This is a genomic window from Pseudomonas indica NBRC 103045 (assembly GCF_002091635.1).
GTDB classification, from domain to species: Bacteria; Pseudomonadota; Gammaproteobacteria; order Pseudomonadales; family Pseudomonadaceae; genus Pseudomonas_M; species Pseudomonas_M indica.
This window is the reverse complement of the sequence record NZ_BDAC01000003.1, coordinates 257,277-272,850: the sequence shown is the minus strand read 5'-3', so window position 1 is coordinate 272,850 and position 15,574 is coordinate 257,277. Positions and strand designations below refer to the sequence as shown.

At 60.5% G+C, this 15,574-nt stretch carries 13 protein-coding genes; all 13 read left to right on the top strand.

Going from position 1 to position 15,574, the window contains the following annotated elements; translation table 11 throughout:
- The first annotated feature begins 19 nt into the window (after positions 1 to 19).
- The 13 genes from hisC to pseB all read left to right on the top strand — a co-directional run bounded on the left by hisC (position 20) and on the right by pseB (position 15,572).
- The gene (hisC, locus tag PIN01S_RS05910) at positions 20 to 1,132 is read left to right on the top strand and encodes a histidinol-phosphate transaminase (RefSeq protein ID WP_084334328.1); all 1,113 of its coding nucleotides are present in this window, start codon (positions 20 to 22) and stop codon (positions 1,130 to 1,132) included.
- On the top strand, positions 1,125 to 3,371 hold the full coding sequence (locus PIN01S_RS05905) for a bifunctional prephenate dehydrogenase/3-phosphoshikimate 1-carboxyvinyltransferase (protein ID WP_084334327.1): 2,247 nt from the start codon (positions 1,125 to 1,127) through the stop codon (positions 3,369 to 3,371). Before hisC ends, PIN01S_RS05905 begins: the two co-directional genes overlap by 8 nt.
- The gene (gene cmk, locus PIN01S_RS05900; RefSeq protein ID WP_084334325.1) at positions 3,368 to 4,057 is read left to right on the top strand and encodes a (d)CMP kinase; all 690 of its coding nucleotides are present in this window, start codon (positions 3,368 to 3,370) and stop codon (positions 4,055 to 4,057) included. Before PIN01S_RS05905 ends, cmk begins: the two co-directional genes overlap by 4 nt.
- Positions 4,058 to 4,198: 141 nt before the next feature.
- Positions 4,199 to 5,878, top strand: coding sequence for a 30S ribosomal protein S1 (gene rpsA / locus PIN01S_RS05895; protein WP_084334323.1), 1,680 nt, complete (start codon positions 4,199 to 4,201; stop codon positions 5,876 to 5,878).
- 229 nt (positions 5,879 to 6,107) lie between these two features.
- The gene (gene ihfB / locus PIN01S_RS05890) at positions 6,108 to 6,389 is read left to right on the top strand and encodes an integration host factor subunit beta (protein WP_084334321.1); all 282 of its coding nucleotides are present in this window, start codon (positions 6,108 to 6,110) and stop codon (positions 6,387 to 6,389) included.
- A 44-nt stretch (positions 6,390 to 6,433) separates the two neighbouring features.
- Positions 6,434 to 6,739, top strand: a complete 306-nt coding sequence (locus PIN01S_RS05885) for a lipopolysaccharide assembly protein LapA domain-containing protein (protein WP_084334319.1) — start codon at positions 6,434 to 6,436, stop codon at positions 6,737 to 6,739.
- Positions 6,736 to 7,884 carry a tetratricopeptide repeat protein gene (locus PIN01S_RS05880; RefSeq protein ID WP_084334317.1) on the top strand — a complete coding sequence of 383 codons (1,149 nt, stop codon included), beginning with the start codon at positions 6,736 to 6,738 and terminating at the stop codon, positions 7,882 to 7,884. The genes PIN01S_RS05885 and PIN01S_RS05880 overlap by 4 nt, the downstream gene beginning before the upstream one ends.
- A 151-nt stretch (positions 7,885 to 8,035) precedes the next feature.
- Positions 8,036 to 9,289 carry a Wzz/FepE/Etk N-terminal domain-containing protein gene (locus PIN01S_RS05875; RefSeq protein ID WP_342029043.1) on the top strand — a complete coding sequence of 418 codons (1,254 nt, stop codon included), beginning with the start codon at positions 8,036 to 8,038 and terminating at the stop codon, positions 9,287 to 9,289.
- A 291-nt stretch (positions 9,290 to 9,580) separates the two neighbouring features.
- Positions 9,581 to 10,876 (top strand): Wzz/FepE/Etk N-terminal domain-containing protein, encoded by a 1,296-nt coding sequence (locus tag PIN01S_RS05870; RefSeq protein WP_244505952.1) that lies wholly within the window; start codon positions 9,581 to 9,583, stop codon positions 10,874 to 10,876.
- A 107-nt stretch (positions 10,877 to 10,983) separates the two neighbouring features.
- On the top strand, positions 10,984 to 12,438 hold the full coding sequence (locus PIN01S_RS05865) for an MBL fold metallo-hydrolase RNA specificity domain-containing protein (RefSeq protein WP_084334313.1): 1,455 nt from the start codon (positions 10,984 to 10,986) through the stop codon (positions 12,436 to 12,438).
- A gap of 108 nt (positions 12,439 to 12,546) precedes the next feature.
- Positions 12,547 to 13,068 carry a transcription/translation regulatory transformer protein RfaH gene (gene rfaH / locus PIN01S_RS05860; protein ID WP_170837184.1) on the top strand — a complete coding sequence of 174 codons (522 nt, stop codon included), beginning with the start codon at positions 12,547 to 12,549 and terminating at the stop codon, positions 13,066 to 13,068.
- Between the two features lie 138 nt (positions 13,069 to 13,206).
- Positions 13,207 to 14,562 carry a lipopolysaccharide biosynthesis protein gene (locus PIN01S_RS05855; protein ID WP_244505953.1) on the top strand — a complete coding sequence of 452 codons (1,356 nt, stop codon included), beginning with the start codon at positions 13,207 to 13,209 and terminating at the stop codon, positions 14,560 to 14,562.
- Positions 14,563 to 14,573: 11 nt separating this feature from the next.
- Positions 14,574 to 15,572, top strand: coding sequence for a UDP-N-acetylglucosamine 4,6-dehydratase (inverting) (gene pseB / locus PIN01S_RS05850; protein ID WP_084334311.1), 999 nt, complete (start codon positions 14,574 to 14,576; stop codon positions 15,570 to 15,572).
- The last annotated feature ends 2 nt before the right edge of the window (positions 15,573 to 15,574 follow it).

Sequence of the window (15,574 nt, the reverse complement as noted above, 5' to 3'; positions counted from 1 at the left end):
TGAAGCTCGAGGCCTTGCTATGAGTTGCGACTTTCTGACCCTGGCCCAGCCAGGGGTGCAAAAGCTGTCCCCCTACGTACCGGGCAAGCCGGTGGACGAGTTGGCCCGGGAACTGGATCTGGACCCAACGAAGATCGTCAAACTCGCCAGCAACGAGAATCCCCTTGGACCAAGCCCGAAGGCGCTGGAAGCCATTCGTGCCGAACTCGCCGAGCTGACCCGCTACCCCGATGGCAACGGTTTCGAACTCAAGCGCAAGCTCGCCGAACGCTGCGGCGTCGCGCCGACCCAGGTGACACTGGGCAACGGCTCCAACGATATTCTCGAGCTGGTGGCGCGTGCCTATCTGGCGCCCGGTCTCAATGCGGTGTTCAGTGAGCATGCGTTCGCCGTCTACCCGATCGCTACCCAGGCCGTCGGCGCCCAGGGCAAGGTCGTACCGGCCAAGGATTGGGGGCATGATCTCGACGCCATGCTGGCTGCCATCGACGACGATACCCGCGTCGTCTTCGTTGCGAACCCGAACAACCCGACGGGCACCTGGTTCGGCGCGCAGGTGCTGGCTGACTTCCTGGCGCGAGTGCCTGAGCATGTTCTGGTGGTGCTGGACGAGGCCTACATCGAGTATGCCGAGGGCGATGAGCTGCCGGACGGGCTGGAATATCTCTCCCGGCACGCCAACCTGCTGGTCTCCCGGACCTTCTCCAAGGCCTATGGCCTGGCTGCGCTCCGCGTCGGCTATGGCATCTCTTCGGCTGAGATCGCCGACGTGCTGAATCGCGTACGCCAGCCGTTCAATGTCAACAGTCTGGCGTTGGCTGCTGCGTGCGCGGCACTGGATGATGCTACCTATCTCGCCGAAAGCCGCCGTCTCAACGATGCCGGCATGGCTCAACTGGAGGAAGGCTTCCGTAAGCTGGGGCTGGACTGGATTCCCTCCAAGGGCAACTTCATCGCCGTGAACATGGGGCGGGATGCCGCGCCGTTGTACCAGGCGTTGCTCCGCGAAGGGGTGATCGTCCGGCCGGTGGGTGGCTACGGCATGCCCACCTATCTTCGTGTATCCATTGGCCTGCCCGAAGAGAACCAGCGTTTCCTCGACGCGCTGAGCAAGGTGCTCGACCGTGCCTGATGTCATGCCGCTGCAACAGGCGGCCCCTATTCTCGGCCGCCTGGTGGTGGTGGGGCTGGGCCTGATTGGCGGCTCCTTCGCCAAGGGATTGCGGGGAAAAGGGCTGTTCCGCGAAGTGATTGGTGTGGATCTCGATCCGGAATCCAGACGCCTGGCGGTGGAGCTGGGCGTGGTGGATCGCTGCGAAACGGAGCTGGCTGCCGCCTGTCAGGGCGCGGATGTGATTCAGCTGGCGGTGCCTATTCTGGCCATGGAGAAGCTGCTGGCCCAGTTGGCCGGGCTGGAGCTGGGGAATGCCGTGCTGACGGATGTCGGCAGCGCCAAGGGCAATGTGGTGCGAGCGGCGCAACAGTCCTTCGGCGGCATGCCGGCGCGCTTCGTGCCCGGGCACCCCATTGCAGGTTCCGAACAGAGCGGCGTGGAGGCTGCCAAGAGCAACCTGTTCCAGCGCCATAAGGTGATTCTCACACCGCTGGCCTCGACCGATGCCGATGCGCTGGCCTTGGTGGACAGGCTCTGGCGCGAACTGGGGGCGGATGTCGAGCACATGGAGGTAGGCCACCATGATGCAGTTCTCGCTGCGACCAGCCACCTGCCGCACCTGTTGGCTTTCACACTGGTGGATTCGCTGGCCAAGCGCAACGAAAACCTGGAGATATTCCGCTATGCGGCGGGCGGTTTCCGGGACTTCACCCGGATTGCCGGTAGCGACCCGGTGATGTGGCACGACATCTTCCTCGCCAACCGCGAGGCGGTGCTGCGGACATTGGACGATTTTCGCGGCGACCTCGACGCCTTGCGTGCGGCGGTCGACGCTGGGGACGGGCATCAATTGCTGGGCGTGTTCACCCGCGCCCGCGTTGCCCGCGAGCATTTCAGTAAAATCTTGGCCCGTAGGGCCTACGTGGATGCCATGAATTCGAATAACGATCTGATCTTCCTCGCCAATCCCGGTGGCCAGCTGTCCGGCCGTATTCGCGTACCGGGCGACAAGTCCATTTCCCATCGCTCCATCATGCTCGGCTCCCTGGCTGAAGGCACCACCGAGGTGGAAGGCTTCCTCGAGGGCGAGGACGCCCTGGCGACCCTGCAGGCATTCCGCGACATGGGCGTGGTGATCGAAGGCCCGCATCATGGCCGCGTGACCATTCACGGCGTCGGTCTGCATGGCCTGAAGCCGCCGCCCGGTCCGCTGTACCTGGGCAACTCGGGTACTTCCATGCGTTTGCTGTCCGGCCTGTTGGCAGCCCAGCCGTTCGATACCGTGCTGACCGGCGACGCTTCGCTGTCCAAGCGCCCGATGAACCGCGTCGCCAAGCCGCTGCGTGCCATGGGAGCGGTAATCGAGACCGGCCCGGAAGGGCGCCCGCCGCTGACCATTCGCGGTGGCCAACGTCTGACCGGCATGCATTACGAAATGCCGATGGCCAGCGCTCAGGTGAAGTCCTGTCTGTTGCTTGCCGGCTTGTATGCCGGCGGCGAGACTGCGGTGACCGAGCCGGCGCCGACCCGCGACCACACCGAGCGCATGCTGCGAGGCTTCGGCTATCCGGTGAGCGTCGAGGGTGCCACCGCACGCGTCGAGTCCGGGCATAAGCTGAGCGCGACTCACATCGAAGTGCCGGCGGACATCTCCTCGGCAGCGTTCTTCCTTGTCGCCGCCAGCATTGCGGAGGGCTCCGAGCTGGTGCTCGAGCATGTCGGCATCAACCCGACCCGTATCGGCGTCATTGAGATCCTTCGCTTGATGGGGGGCGATATCAGTCTGGAGAACCAGCGTGAGGTCGGCGGCGAGCCGGTGGCCGACATTCGTGTGCGTTCGGCCAGGCTCAAAGGCATCGACATCCCGGAAAGCCTGGTCCCGCTGGCGATCGACGAATTCCCGGTGCTTTTCGTCGCGGCCGCCTGCGCCGAGGGCCGCACCGTGCTGCGTGGCGCGGAGGAGCTGCGGGTCAAGGAATCCGATCGTATCCAGGTCATGGCCGACGGCCTGCAGGCGCTTGGCGTCAAGGCCGAGCCGACACCGGACGGCATCATCATCGAAGGCGGGCCGATTGGCGGGGGCGAAGTGCACAGCCACGGCGACCACCGTATCGCCATGTCGTTCAGCGTGGCGTCGCTGCGCGCCAGTGCACCGATCCGCATCCATGACTGCGCCAACGTTGCCACGTCGTTCCCGAACTTCCTCGGCCTGGCGGCCCAGGCGGGCATTCGCGTAAACGAGGAGGGCAAGTCATGATCGCGCGGGTGCCGGTAATCGCCATCGATGGTCCCAGCGGTTCGGGCAAAGGTACGATCGCCGGCCTGCTCGCCAGGAAACTGGGCTGGAGCCTGCTGGACTCCGGTGCGCTCTATCGTCTGCTGGCCTTCGCCGCGCGTAACCATGGCGTTGACCTTACCAACGAGGAGGCCCTGAAAGTTCTGGCTGCGCATCTGGACGTACAATTCGTCGCGGCGTCGGAGGGTCACGGCCAGCGCATCATCCTCGAAGGCGAAGAAGTGACCGACGTCATTCGCAACGAGCAGGTCGGCGCCGGGGCCTCCCAGGTGGCGTCCCTGCCGGCGGTGCGCGAGGCCCTGCTGCAGCGCCAGCGCGCCTTTCTCGAGGCTCCCGGTCTGGTGGCCGATGGCCGGGACATGGGAACCGTGGTGTTCCCCGACGCACCCTTGAAGATTTTCCTGACCGCCAGTGCAGAAGAACGCGCACGCCGGCGCTATCTGCAGTTGAAGGAAAAGGGGGATGATGTTAGTCTGAGTAGTCTGCTAGAAGAGATTCGGGCGCGCGACGAGCGCGATACCCAGCGAGTGGTCGCCCCGCTCAAACCGGCGTCTGACGCCATACAGCTGGATTCCACGGAGCTCTCCATCGAGCAGGTACTGGAGCGTATTCTGAGCGAAGTCGCCAATCGCGACCTCGCCGGGTGAGCCAGGGGCCAAGTGGCCAACAAGGAGGCGTGCGGGAGACCAGTCCAAGTCCCGCAGGCCTCTTTTTACATGAACGAACCCACATTGTCTGGAATGTGGCTTTGGGCGAGATTCTTCGCCCTTGATCACACAGGAACCAACATGAGCGAAAGCTTTGCAGAACTTTTTGAAGAAAGCCTGAAATCCCTCGACATGCAGCCGGGTGCCATCATCACCGGCATCGTGGTCGACATCGACGGTGACTGGGTCACCGTGCATGCCGGCCTCAAGTCCGAGGGCGTCATCCCGGTCGAGCAGTTCTACAACGAACAGGGCGAGCTGACCATCAAGGTGGGTGACGAGGTCCACGTCGCTCTGGACGCGGTTGAAGACGGCTTCGGTGAAACCAAGCTGTCCCGCGAAAAAGCCAAGCGCGCGGAATCCTGGATTGTTCTGGAAGCGGCTTTCTCCGCCGAAGAAGTGGTCAAGGGCATCATCAACGGCAAGGTCAAGGGCGGCTTCACCGTCGACATCAACGGTATCCGCGCGTTCCTGCCGGGTTCCCTGGTCGACGTCCGTCCGGTGCGCGACACCGCTCACCTGGAAGGCAAAGAGCTCGAGTTCAAGGTCATCAAGCTCGACCAGAAGCGCAACAACGTCGTCGTTTCCCGCCGCAGCGTGCTGGAAGCCGAGAACAGTGCCGAGCGCGAAGCCCTGCTGGAATCCCTGCAGGAAGGCCAGCAGGTCAAAGGTATCGTCAAGAACCTCACCGACTACGGTGCGTTCGTTGACCTGGGCGGCGTAGACGGCCTGCTGCACATTACCGACATGGCCTGGAAGCGCATCAAGCATCCGTCCGAAATCGTCAACGTTGGCGACGAGATCGACGTCAAGGTCCTGAAGTTCGACCGCGAGCGCAACCGCGTCTCCCTGGGTCTGAAGCAGCTGGGCGAAGATCCGTGGGTCGCCATCAAGGCCCGTTATCCGGAAGGCACCCGTGTCATGGCCCGCGTCACCAACCTCACCGACTACGGCTGCTTCGCCGAGCTGGAAGAGGGCGTGGAAGGCCTGGTGCACGTTTCCGAAATGGACTGGACCAACAAGAACATCCACCCGTCCAAGGTCGTTCAGGTCGGCGACGAAGTGGAAGTCATGGTTCTGGACATCGACGAGGAGCGTCGTCGTATCTCCCTGGGCATCAAGCAGTGCAAGTCCAACCCGTGGGAAGACTTCTCCAGCCAGTTCAACAAGGGCGACCGTATCTCCGGCACCATCAAGTCGATCACCGATTTCGGTATCTTCATCGGTCTGGACGGCGGCATCGACGGTCTGGTTCACCTGTCCGACATCTCCTGGAACGAGCCGGGTGAAGAAGCCGTACGTCGCTTCAAGAAGGGCGACGAGCTGGAAACCGTCATTCTGTCGGTCGATCCGGAGCGTGAGCGCATCTCCCTGGGCATCAAGCAGCTGGAAGACGATCCGTTCTCCAACTACGCCTCGCTCAACGAGAAGGGCAGCATCGTTCGCGGTACCGTCAAGGAAGTCGACGCCAAAGGCGCTGTGATCGATCTGGGCAGCGATATCGAAGGCATCCTGAAGGCCTCCGAAATCAGCCGCGACCGCGTGGAAGATGCGCGTAACGTGCTGAAGGAAGGCGACGAAGTCGAAGCCAAGATCATCAGCATCGACCGCAAGAGCCGCGTGATCAGCCTGTCCGTCAAGTCGAAGGACGTGGACGACGAGAAGGATGCGATCAAGGAACTGCGCAAGCAGGAAACCGAGAGCACCGGCCCGACCACCATTGGTGACCTGATCCGTGCACAAATGGAGAATCAGGGCTAATCCCCTCGATGCTTCGGAAAAAGGGCGACTTCGGTCGCCCTTTTTCATGCCTGCCAAAAAAAGGCTGAGTCTGCTGTAGCGCAGAGCAGCCGTGGCCTTACGCTCCATCCTTCCGACCGCTCGGTTCCCTCTGTTTGCCGCCTCTTGACAATGAGACTGTTCAAACTCTGGCGAGCATGCTAAAACCACCCTACTAGTGATCTAGCCGCTTGAAAAAGAAGGGAAAACCATGACCAAGTCGGAGTTGATCGAACGCATCGTTTCCCATCAGGGGCTGCTGTCATCGAAGGATGTCGAGCTGGCCATCAAGACCATGCTGGAGCAAATGTCCCAGGCATTGGCGACAGGCGATCGCATCGAGATTCGCGGCTTCGGCAGCTTTTCACTGCACTACCGTGCGCCACGGGTGGGGCGTAATCCTAAGACCGGTCAATCGGTGCGGCTCGATGGCAAGTACGTCCCGCATTTCAAGCCGGGCAAGGAATTGCGTGACCGGGTGAACGAGGAGTGAGGTCCGACCGGACTTCCTCCTCCGTTGGAAAAAAGGATTACACGGTGAAAACCCTCAAGCGTTTCTTGGTTCTGGCTGGCTGCGTCATTCTGGCGGTTGCCGTTCTGGTATTCGTGCTGGAGAACCAGGCGCCTGTCGACCTGGTCATTTTCGGCTGGCCGATGCCGGCATTGCCGGTTGCCGGTTACATGGCCGCTGCGTTCTTGGTCGGGATGCTGATTGGTCCGCTCATCGGCTGGTTCTTCTATGGCCGTCTTCGGCTGAAAGTCGCATCGCAGCAGCGCGAGTTGGACGCTTGCCGCCGGCGCTTGGCCGATCTCGATAGCGCACAGGCTCCGGCCCGGCTTTGATTGATAGTCTCTTCTGGCTGATCCTTTTCTTCCTCGCGCTGGCGATCGGCTGGGGACTGGGACGTTCGGGTATCTCCTGGTCTGCTCGTTCCCACGGCTCCGTTAAGCCCATTCCCTCCTATCCCTACGTTCCGCTGTTGGACGAGCAGTCGGACGAAGCGCTCCAGCGATTCATTCGCGCCCTTGAAATCAATGACAGTACGCTTGATGCGCATCTGGCCGTGGGTCGGCTGTTACGCAAGCGCGGCGAGGTCGACAAAGCCATTCAATTGCATGAGGGCATGCTGGCGAACCGGCAGCTCACCAATGCGCAGTCCTTTCAGGTGCATCTGGAGCTGGGCCGGGATTTTCTGGCGGCTGGCGTGCTTTCACGTGCCGAGACGTTATTTCTTGAGCTGGCAGAGGAGAAGGCGGTCAGGCTTGCCGCGCTGAAAGGGCTGTTACGGATATACGAGCAGGAGCACGAATGGTCAAAGGCGGTAGAGGTCTGTGAGCGCCTGATTGCGGAAGACAGTTATTACCGTTCGGTCCTGGCTCATTATTTCTGTGAGTTGGCCGAGCAGGACACGCGTCACGGTCGCCCGAAGGACGCGCTCGGCTATCTGGAGCAGGCGCTACAGGCCGATTCGAGCTGTCTGCGCGCTTTTCTATTGCAGGCCAAGTTGTTTTCAAGGGCGGAGCGTCATGCCGACGCTTTTTCGGCGCTGATCCAGGCTTGCAGGCTTCAGCCGGCTCTCGTGGGAAGTGTGGGGAATGATGTCCTCGAGGCGGCGGGGAGGAGTGGTGCGGACCTTGAGGGTGCTCTCCGGGCTGTGATCGGGGAAGGCCGTGGGCTACCCGTAACCGCAGCCGTTCTAGTTCTCGCGCGCCAGATCGCCCAGCGTTCTACCTCTGAGGCGCTTCGTTTCGTCCAGGAGCATCTTCGTGCGTATCCTTCCTTGCTCGCGCTAAAGGGCTGGGTGGAGCTCTGCCAAATCTGCGGCGACTCGGGGAAAGTCGCTATGGAAGACATCGAGGGGGCGCTCGATAAGCTTTTGCTCGTAGATTTTCGCTACCGCTGTGAGCGCTGTGGGTTCGCGGGCAAGCTGCTGCATTGGCAATGCCCCGCCTGCCATGGCTGGGGGGTAGTCAAGCCGTTGTACTGAAGGGAGGGGCTATTCTGGAGGGAACCTGTTGAACGAACCGGCGGACGAGGAGTCATAGCACCTCTTGTAATGGTGAGCTGGACTCGCTGGTGTTCCGAGTGATCCCTGAGAAGGTGACCTGAAAAGAATGTCTGACCGACAGCAGTACTCCTTGCGTGAAGATGAAATCGATCTGGCCGAACTGATACGGTCTCTCTGGCAACAAAAATTGCTCATCGCTGGCGTAGCCTTGGGCGTTACGTTGTTGGCCGCGGCATATGCCTTTCTTGCGACGCCTTATTACAAGGTTCAGAGCGTGGTAAGGCCGGTGGACCAAGGTGCGCTGGATGCGCTGAACGGTACCGAAATCTATGAGCTCACCCCATCCGATGCCTTGGCGAGGGTAGCGGCAGCGCTTTCCTCCTATGAAAATCGACTCAAATACTTTCGCGAGAACCAGGCGCTGTTTGCTCCGCTGGCCGAACCGGGACGCTCGCTGGAGCAGGTTTTCGAAGAATTCAATGCGCAAGCGTTCACCATGCTGCAACCCGATCCGAAGAAGGCGGGTGGCCTGAAAGAATACGTCGGTTTGTCGCTCGTCTATCCCAAGGGCGTCGATGGTGTGGCGGTAGTCAATGGGATGGTAATGGCTGCGATACGGGCCGAGCAGCAAGCGGTTGCCGAAGACCTGAAAGCTTTGATTGCCAACCGTCTGGCCAATCTGGAACAGAAGATCGAGGCCGCCAGGGCCAATTACAATGCCTCCAAAGAGGCTCAGATCGCTACGCTGCTCGAAGAGGACGCGTTGCAACGTGCCAAATTGCAGGATGAGCTGGAAGCCTTGCGAGGTGAGCTCAAGATGCGTCGCGAGAGCCGTATCAGCGAGCTGGATGAGGCGATTCGTATTGCTCAGTCGCTCGGCATAACCAAACCCACTACGCCATCGGCCATGTCCGATGCCCAATCCCGGGGACAAGTCGTGCGGACCGAGGTCACTAGCCGTGAAATCCCTCTGTACTTCATGGGGACTGAAGCGCTCCAGGCTGAGCGAAAGGCCCTGAGTGAGCGAGGTTCGGATGATTTCGTCGAGCCTCGGATCGCCGAAATCAAGAAAGAGCTGGAGTTGCTGAAGCACAACCGGCAGGTCGAGTTGCTCAAGCAGCGGCAGGATGAAGACCTTTACCTGAAGGACCTGGCTCTCTGGCGAGAGGAGGCTGCCCGATTGAAAGGTATCAAGTTCGACGCATCCGGCTTGCAACTTGTCAGGGTCGACCAAATGGCCTTGGAGCCTCTTTCCAGAGTGAAGCCGAAGCGGGCTCTGGTGTTGGTCTTGGGAGTGGTGATCGGCGGCATACTGGGGCTTTTCGTGGCCCTGTTGCACAACCTCTTGCGTAGAAATGAGCCTGGCGCAGCGGTGCCGGCTTAGCGCTGATCGGCATGGGGTGTGGCTGCTTGCTCCTGAGTTTTCCAACCTGGCAGCAAGCGCCAACTACCAGTGTAAAATGTGACGGAGAAACTGGAATTTTTTTCGGAATTGATAGCTGGGCAGGCTGTCAAGTCTTGTATTGTCATTCCTGACTGGCAAAATGCCCCCTGTTTCGAGAGGGTATAGCTTCAGCTCTCTCCGTCTGATTGGCTGACGACAGCGGGATTCACCAAGGATCGTCGTCTACCCTGTCAGGGTTGTTGTTGACGCTATCCAAAGATGGACCTTTCTGTGAATACGATTTCTGCCCACCTTCCCGTTCAACCTGCGCTGAACGACGAAATCGATCTGGCCGAGCTGTTTCGCTCGCTGTGGGCTCAGAAACTGCTGATCGTTGGGGTCACAGTCGCCGCCGCTCTGTTGGCAGGAAGCTATGCCTTCTTCCTCGCCACCCCTGAATATCAGGTACAGAGCCTGCTGCGCCCGGCCGCCATCAAGGACCTCGATGCGCTGAACGGAACGGAAGTCTATCCGCTCACTCCGGATGAAGCGTTGCGTCGTGTCGGAACCGCTTTGGATTCGTACGAAACTCGCCTGGAGTTTTCCCGCGCCCATCCCGAGCTGTTCGAGGCGCTGCAAACGCCCCTTCGTTCCCCCGAGCAAGCCTTCGAGAAGTTCAATGACGAAGCCTTCCAGATGCTGCTGCCGGACCCGAAGGCGACGAGTCTGACCCCCTATGTCGGTATCCGGCTGACTTACCCTGAAGATGTTCAGGGTGTGTCGATCGTCAACGGCCTTGTGGAATTCGCCTTGCAGCGAGAGCGTGAGCTCATTGCTGCCGACCTGCAGGCAGTGATCAAGAATCGCCTCGACAAGCTGGAGCGAAAGATAGAGGCGGCCCGTGCCAGCTACGAAACCAGCAAGCAAGCCAAGATCGCAGCGCTGCTGGAAGCGGACGAACTCAAGCGGGCGGAACTCCAGGACGAGCTCAGGGCACTCCGGCAGCAGCTGAAGACGCGCCGCGATGACCGCATCATGCAGCTGAACGAAGCGATTCGAATCGCCAAGTCCCTAGGCATTGCCAAGCCCACCACGCCTTCTGCGCTGGGTGATGAGGGGCGATCCGCGCAGGGTAATGTGATTCGTACCGAAGTGAACAACCAGCAGATACCGCTTTATTTCATGGGTAGCGAGGCATTGGAAGCCGAACGGGATGCCCTGCAGCAACGGCGTTCGGACGATTTCACCGAGCCGCGCATCGCCCAGATCGCCAAGGAACTGCGGCTGCTGGAAAACAACCGCGAGGTGGAAATCCTCAAGCAGCGCGAGAATGACGATCTCTTCCTCAAGGACCTGGCGCTCTGGCGCGAGGAGGCGGCGCGTTTGCGTGCTTTGGACATGGACGTTTCCAAGCTGAAGCTGGTCCATATCGACCAGGCGGCTGTGGAGCCGTCTAAACCGATAAAACCGAAGAAATTACTGATTCTGGCGTTGGGGATCGTATTGGGCGCCATGTTGGGCGTTTTCATTGCGCTCATCAGAAATATCGTGCGTCGCAAGCCCGATACCTTCGCCATCTCGCGATGATTTTCTGATCCATTCCAACGATACCTCTGGACAAGGCTGGCACCCTGGGGCCGCTTTGCCCAGCGGGGTTCATGGGGAACCCTGCCATGTTAAGGGACTGACCCATCATGCAATTTCCTCTCATCGACCACCATGGCGCTACCCAGGGCGTAACCGGCTCCTGCCATCAGTTGCGAATGGACGCGAGCCATAGCCTGTTGATCGACTGCGGCCTGTTCCAAGGCGCGGAAACCTCTCCGGAGGGCCGCTCGGCAGCTGGCAACCTGGCCATCGACTTTCCGCTGGATACCGTCAAGGCGCTGGTCGCCACCCATGTCCACATCGACCATGTCGGACGGATTCCTCATTTACTGGCGGCAGGCTTCAAAGGACCGATTCTCTGCAGCGAGCCATCGGCGCGCTTGCTGCCTCTTGTGCTGGAGGATGCTTTCAAGCTCAGCGTCAGTCGCGACCAGGCGAAGGTCGAGCGTTATCTGCAACTGATCGAACAGCGCATCATTGCCTTGCCCTACAAGACATGGTTCACCCTGGTCGATACGGCTGAGCTGCGTTGCCGCGTCAGGCTGCAGAGGGCAGGGCATATCCTTGGTTCGGCTTATGTCGAGATAGACCTGACGTATCCTGGGCAGGGTAGCACGCGCATCCTCTTCTCCGGAGACCTGGGCGCGCCGCATGCTCCTCTTTTGCCGGCGCCGAAACCACCGTACCGGGCTGACATCCTGATATTGGAAAGTACCTATGGCGATCGTCTGCATGAGGACCGCCGCACCCGGCGCCAACGCTTGCAAGCGGTGATCGAGCAGGCGCTGGCGGATCGCGGCACGGTGCTTATTCCCGCATTCAGCATCGGTCGTACCCAGGAACTGCTCTACGAGCTGGAGGACATCATCTTCCGTCGGGCTCGTCAGCGCGCCGCCACCGCGCCCCGCTCCAGGGGCCAGGGAGAACTGGGCGTCGATTGGCCCGAGCTGCCGATCATTCTGGATTCGCCCTTGGCCAGCCGGTTCACGACGGTTTATCGCCAGTTGCAGTCTTTCTGGGACCAAGAAGCGCTGCAACGTGTAAAATGCGGCCGCCGTCCACTTGGATTTGAGCAGTTGGTCACGGTGGATGAGCATGCCGATCACCTCCAGATGGTGCGGCACCTGGCCGATACGGCGCGACCGGCCATTGTGATCGCCGGCAGCGGCATGTGCTCCAGCGGCCGTATCGTCAATTACCTCAAGGCGATGCTGGGCGATAAGCGCCACAACGTGCTCTTCGTCGGTTACCAGGCGAAAGGCACGCCAGGGCATGCCCTCCAGACCCATGGGCCGAAAGGCGGATATGTGGACCTGGATGGCGAGCGGCATACTATTCGGGCCGGTATCGCCACCATCGGTGGCTATTCGGCTCACGCCGACCGGCACGGATTGCTGAACTTCGTAACCCGCATGCGGGAGTGGCCAGGCGAGATACGCCTGGTCCATGGCGAAGCATCGGCCAAGCGGGCGCTTGCAGAGCTTTTGCGTAGTCGCTACGAACAACGGAACCGGCCGGTGACCATCGTCACCCCGGATTAAGTGGAGTGCCAAGGGCGATCTCAGCGATCGCGGGTGTAGCTTCAGTGGATCGATTGGAAAGTCCCTACCATGGCCCGGTTCATTGGCCAGGGGCAAGGTGATACGGATATGAAGAATGGCACTGCGGACCGCGCGACCAGTCAGTACCGGGACAAGTCCTGGTACCTCGTGCAGTGCAAGCCTCGGCAGGACGAACGTGCCGAGGAACATCTGACCCGCCAGGGGTACGCCTGCTACCGTCCTCATTGTCGGCGGGAGCGGCTGGTGCGCGGCCATCGGCAGGAGGCGACCGAATCGCTTTTCCCCGGCTACCTCTTCATCCACCTGGCTTCGAACGACAACTGGTCTCCCTTGCGCTCGACCCGTGGCGTCAATCGCGTGGTTTCCTTTGGCGGGCGGCCGATCATCGTTGATGACGCTTTGATAGCGCAATTGCAGCATCGCGCGGAACCCAGCGTCGAAAAGATGCTCCAACCCGGCGAAGCGGTACGCATCCTGGAGGGCAGCTTCGCCGAACTCGACGCCATTTTCCTGTCCATGGATGGCGACGATCGCGTCGTACTGCTCATGAACCTGCTCAATCGCCAGCAGCAGATCAGCCTGCCGCTGGCGAGTATTCGTGTGCATTGAATAAACGGCCGTTGCCGGAGTGCATGGGCGCTCCGGGCGGTTTGTCATTTCAGGAATCGTTCTCAGGAAAGCCGACGCTAAATCCTGGGGCGGTAGCGTGCCCAGGTACGGGCTCGAATCTAAACGCAGGAGCGAGCTTTGCTCGCGATTGGTAACGGTAGGCAAAGGCTATATCCCGATCACAGCGATGAACAAAACCGGAAACATACTCAAGAGCCCATGCCAGTCCGCACCCTGACACGTCTGTTCAACCTCGTACTGCGCGGTGCGACGTTGGCCAGCAAGTTCCTGCTGATCTTCTTCCTGGCGCGCTTCCTCGAGCCGGCAGAGCTGGGGCTGTATGGTCTGCTGGCGGCGACCATCGGCTATGCCCTGTATCTGCTGGGGCTGGACTTCTACACCTACACCACCCGGGAATTACTCAAGCGAGACCGTGAAGAATGGGGCGAACTCCTTAAAGACCAAGGTGCACTGACGTTAGTTCTGTATGTGCTGTTCGTGCCGTTGCTGTCGCTGGTCTTCGCAACGGGGACGTTGCCTTGGCCGGTGGCGGGCTGGTTCTTCGGCCTGATCGTCCTCGAACACCTGAACCAGGAATTGATGCGGCTGCTGATCGCGATATCCCGTCCCGTGTTGGCGAACGTGGTGCTGTTCCTCCGCCAGGGGGCCTGGGCGGTGATCGCCACGGCGCTGATGTTCTTCGAACCGGAGACCCGCAACCTAGAGACCGTGTTGCTGGCCTGGACGCTGGGCGGCCTTGCCGCGCTTCTCCTGGCCGCCGGCCGGTTGTGCCAGTTACGCATCGGTGGTTGGCGCAAGCGGGTCGATTGGTCCTGGATTCGCCAGGGCGTCAAGGTGGCGGTGCCGATGCTGGTGGCGACGCTGGCGATACGCGGCGTATTCACCCTCGATCGTTACTGGCTGGAGGCCCTGTCAGGCTTGGAGGTGTTGGGCGCCTATGTGCTTTTCATGGGCATCGGCAACGCCATGATGTCTTTCCTCGACGCCGGGGTCTTCGCCTTCCTCTATCCCGGTCTGATCAGCGCGTTCCAGAAGGGAGACGCCGACGCCTTCCGGCAGGGCGTGAAGCGCTTTTTCATCCAGACGACTGTCTTCTCACTGTGTTTCGCCCTGGTGGCGCTGGTCCTGATCGATCCCCTGCTGAGTTGGCTGGACAAGCCGCTCTATCGCGAGCAGCAGGGAATGTTCCCCTGGATCCTGCTGGCCATCTTTCTTTATGCCCTGGGCATGATTCCTCACTATGCGTTGTACGCACAGGGAAGAGATCGACCGCTGATCCACAGCCATATCGCCAGCTTGGTCGTTTTCATTCCGGCGACCTGGCTCTTTTCAATCCACTGGCCCCACCTTGCCGTTCCGCTCGGCCTGAGTGTCGCCTTTTTTCTGATACTCGTCTGGAAGACAACGGCCTATTTCCGGCTGACTCCAGTGCAGTATCGTCACTGCTGCCCTGAAACACAGGCTTCAACCTGAGGAACCGCTGCATGTTCAACGACAAGTCCATTCTCATCACCGGCGGCACCGGCTCGTTCGGCCATACCTTCGTGCCTATGATCCTGGCCCGATACAATCCGCGGCGCGTGATCATCTATTCCCGTGACGAGATGAAGCAGTGGGAGATGGCCAAGAAATTCCAGGGCGACAACCGTGTACGCTTCTTCATCGGTGACGTACGCGACCGTGAGCGTCTCTACCGTGCCCTGGATGGCGTGGACTACGTGGTCCATGCCGCCGCCACCAAGATCGTACCGACCGCCGAGTACAACCCGTTCGAGTGCGTGAAGACCAACGTCATGGGCGCCATGAACCTGATCGATGCCTGCATCGACAAGGGCGTCAAGCGTGTCGTCGCCCTGTCCACCGACAAGGCGAGCAGCCCGGTCAACCTCTACGGTGCCACCAAGCTGGCCTCCGACAAGCTCTTCGTGGCTGGCAACTCCTATGCCGGCGGCCATGACACCCGCTTCGCCGTGGTGCGCTACGGTAACGTCATGGGCTCCCGTGGCTCGGTTATCCCGTTCTTCATGTCCATCAAGGACAAAGGCGTGCTGCCCATCACCGACGAGCGCATGACCCGCTTCATGATTTCCCTGGAAGAGGGCGTCGAGCTGGTCTGGCATGCCTTCGAAGACATGGAAGGCGGCGAGATCTATGTGAAGAAAATCCCTTCCATGAAGGTGACCGATCTGGCCCGAGTCGTCGCACCGGAAGCCCGCCAGGAGATCGTCGGCATTCGCCCCGGCGAAAAGCTGCATGAGCAGATGATCAGCGCGGAAGATTCCTACTACACCTACGAGTACCCCGAGCACTTCAAGATCCTGCCGGTGATCAACAACTGGTCGTCCTGCGAGAAGCGCATCAAGGACGGCAAGAAAGTGCCGGAGGGCTTCGTCTACGCCAGCGACAACAACACCGAGTGGATGAGCGACGAAGAGCTGCAAGCCTGGATCGACAAGAACCGCGAAAAGATCGGGAGCATCTGAGC

Excerpts from the sequence above, each read along its gene's own strand:
- cmk (WP_084334325.1), top strand. The coding sequence starts at position 3,368 with ATGATCGCGCGGGTGCCGGTAATCGCCATCGATGGTCCCAGCGGTTCG.
- hisC (WP_084334328.1), top strand. The coding sequence starts at position 20 with ATGAGTTGCGACTTTCTGACCCTGGCCCAGCCAGGGGTGCAAAAGCTG.
- rpsA (WP_084334323.1), top strand. The coding sequence starts at position 4,199 with ATGAGCGAAAGCTTTGCAGAACTTTTTGAAGAAAGCCTGAAATCCCTC.
- rfaH (WP_170837184.1), top strand. The coding sequence starts at position 12,547 with ATGAAGAATGGCACTGCGGACCGCGCGACCAGTCAGTACCGGGACAAG.
- ihfB (WP_084334321.1), top strand. The coding sequence starts at position 6,108 with ATGACCAAGTCGGAGTTGATCGAACGCATCGTTTCCCATCAGGGGCTG.
- pseB (WP_084334311.1), top strand. The coding sequence starts at position 14,574 with ATGTTCAACGACAAGTCCATTCTCATCACCGGCGGCACCGGCTCGTTC.
- PIN01S_RS05865 (WP_084334313.1), top strand. The coding sequence starts at position 10,984 with ATGCAATTTCCTCTCATCGACCACCATGGCGCTACCCAGGGCGTAACC.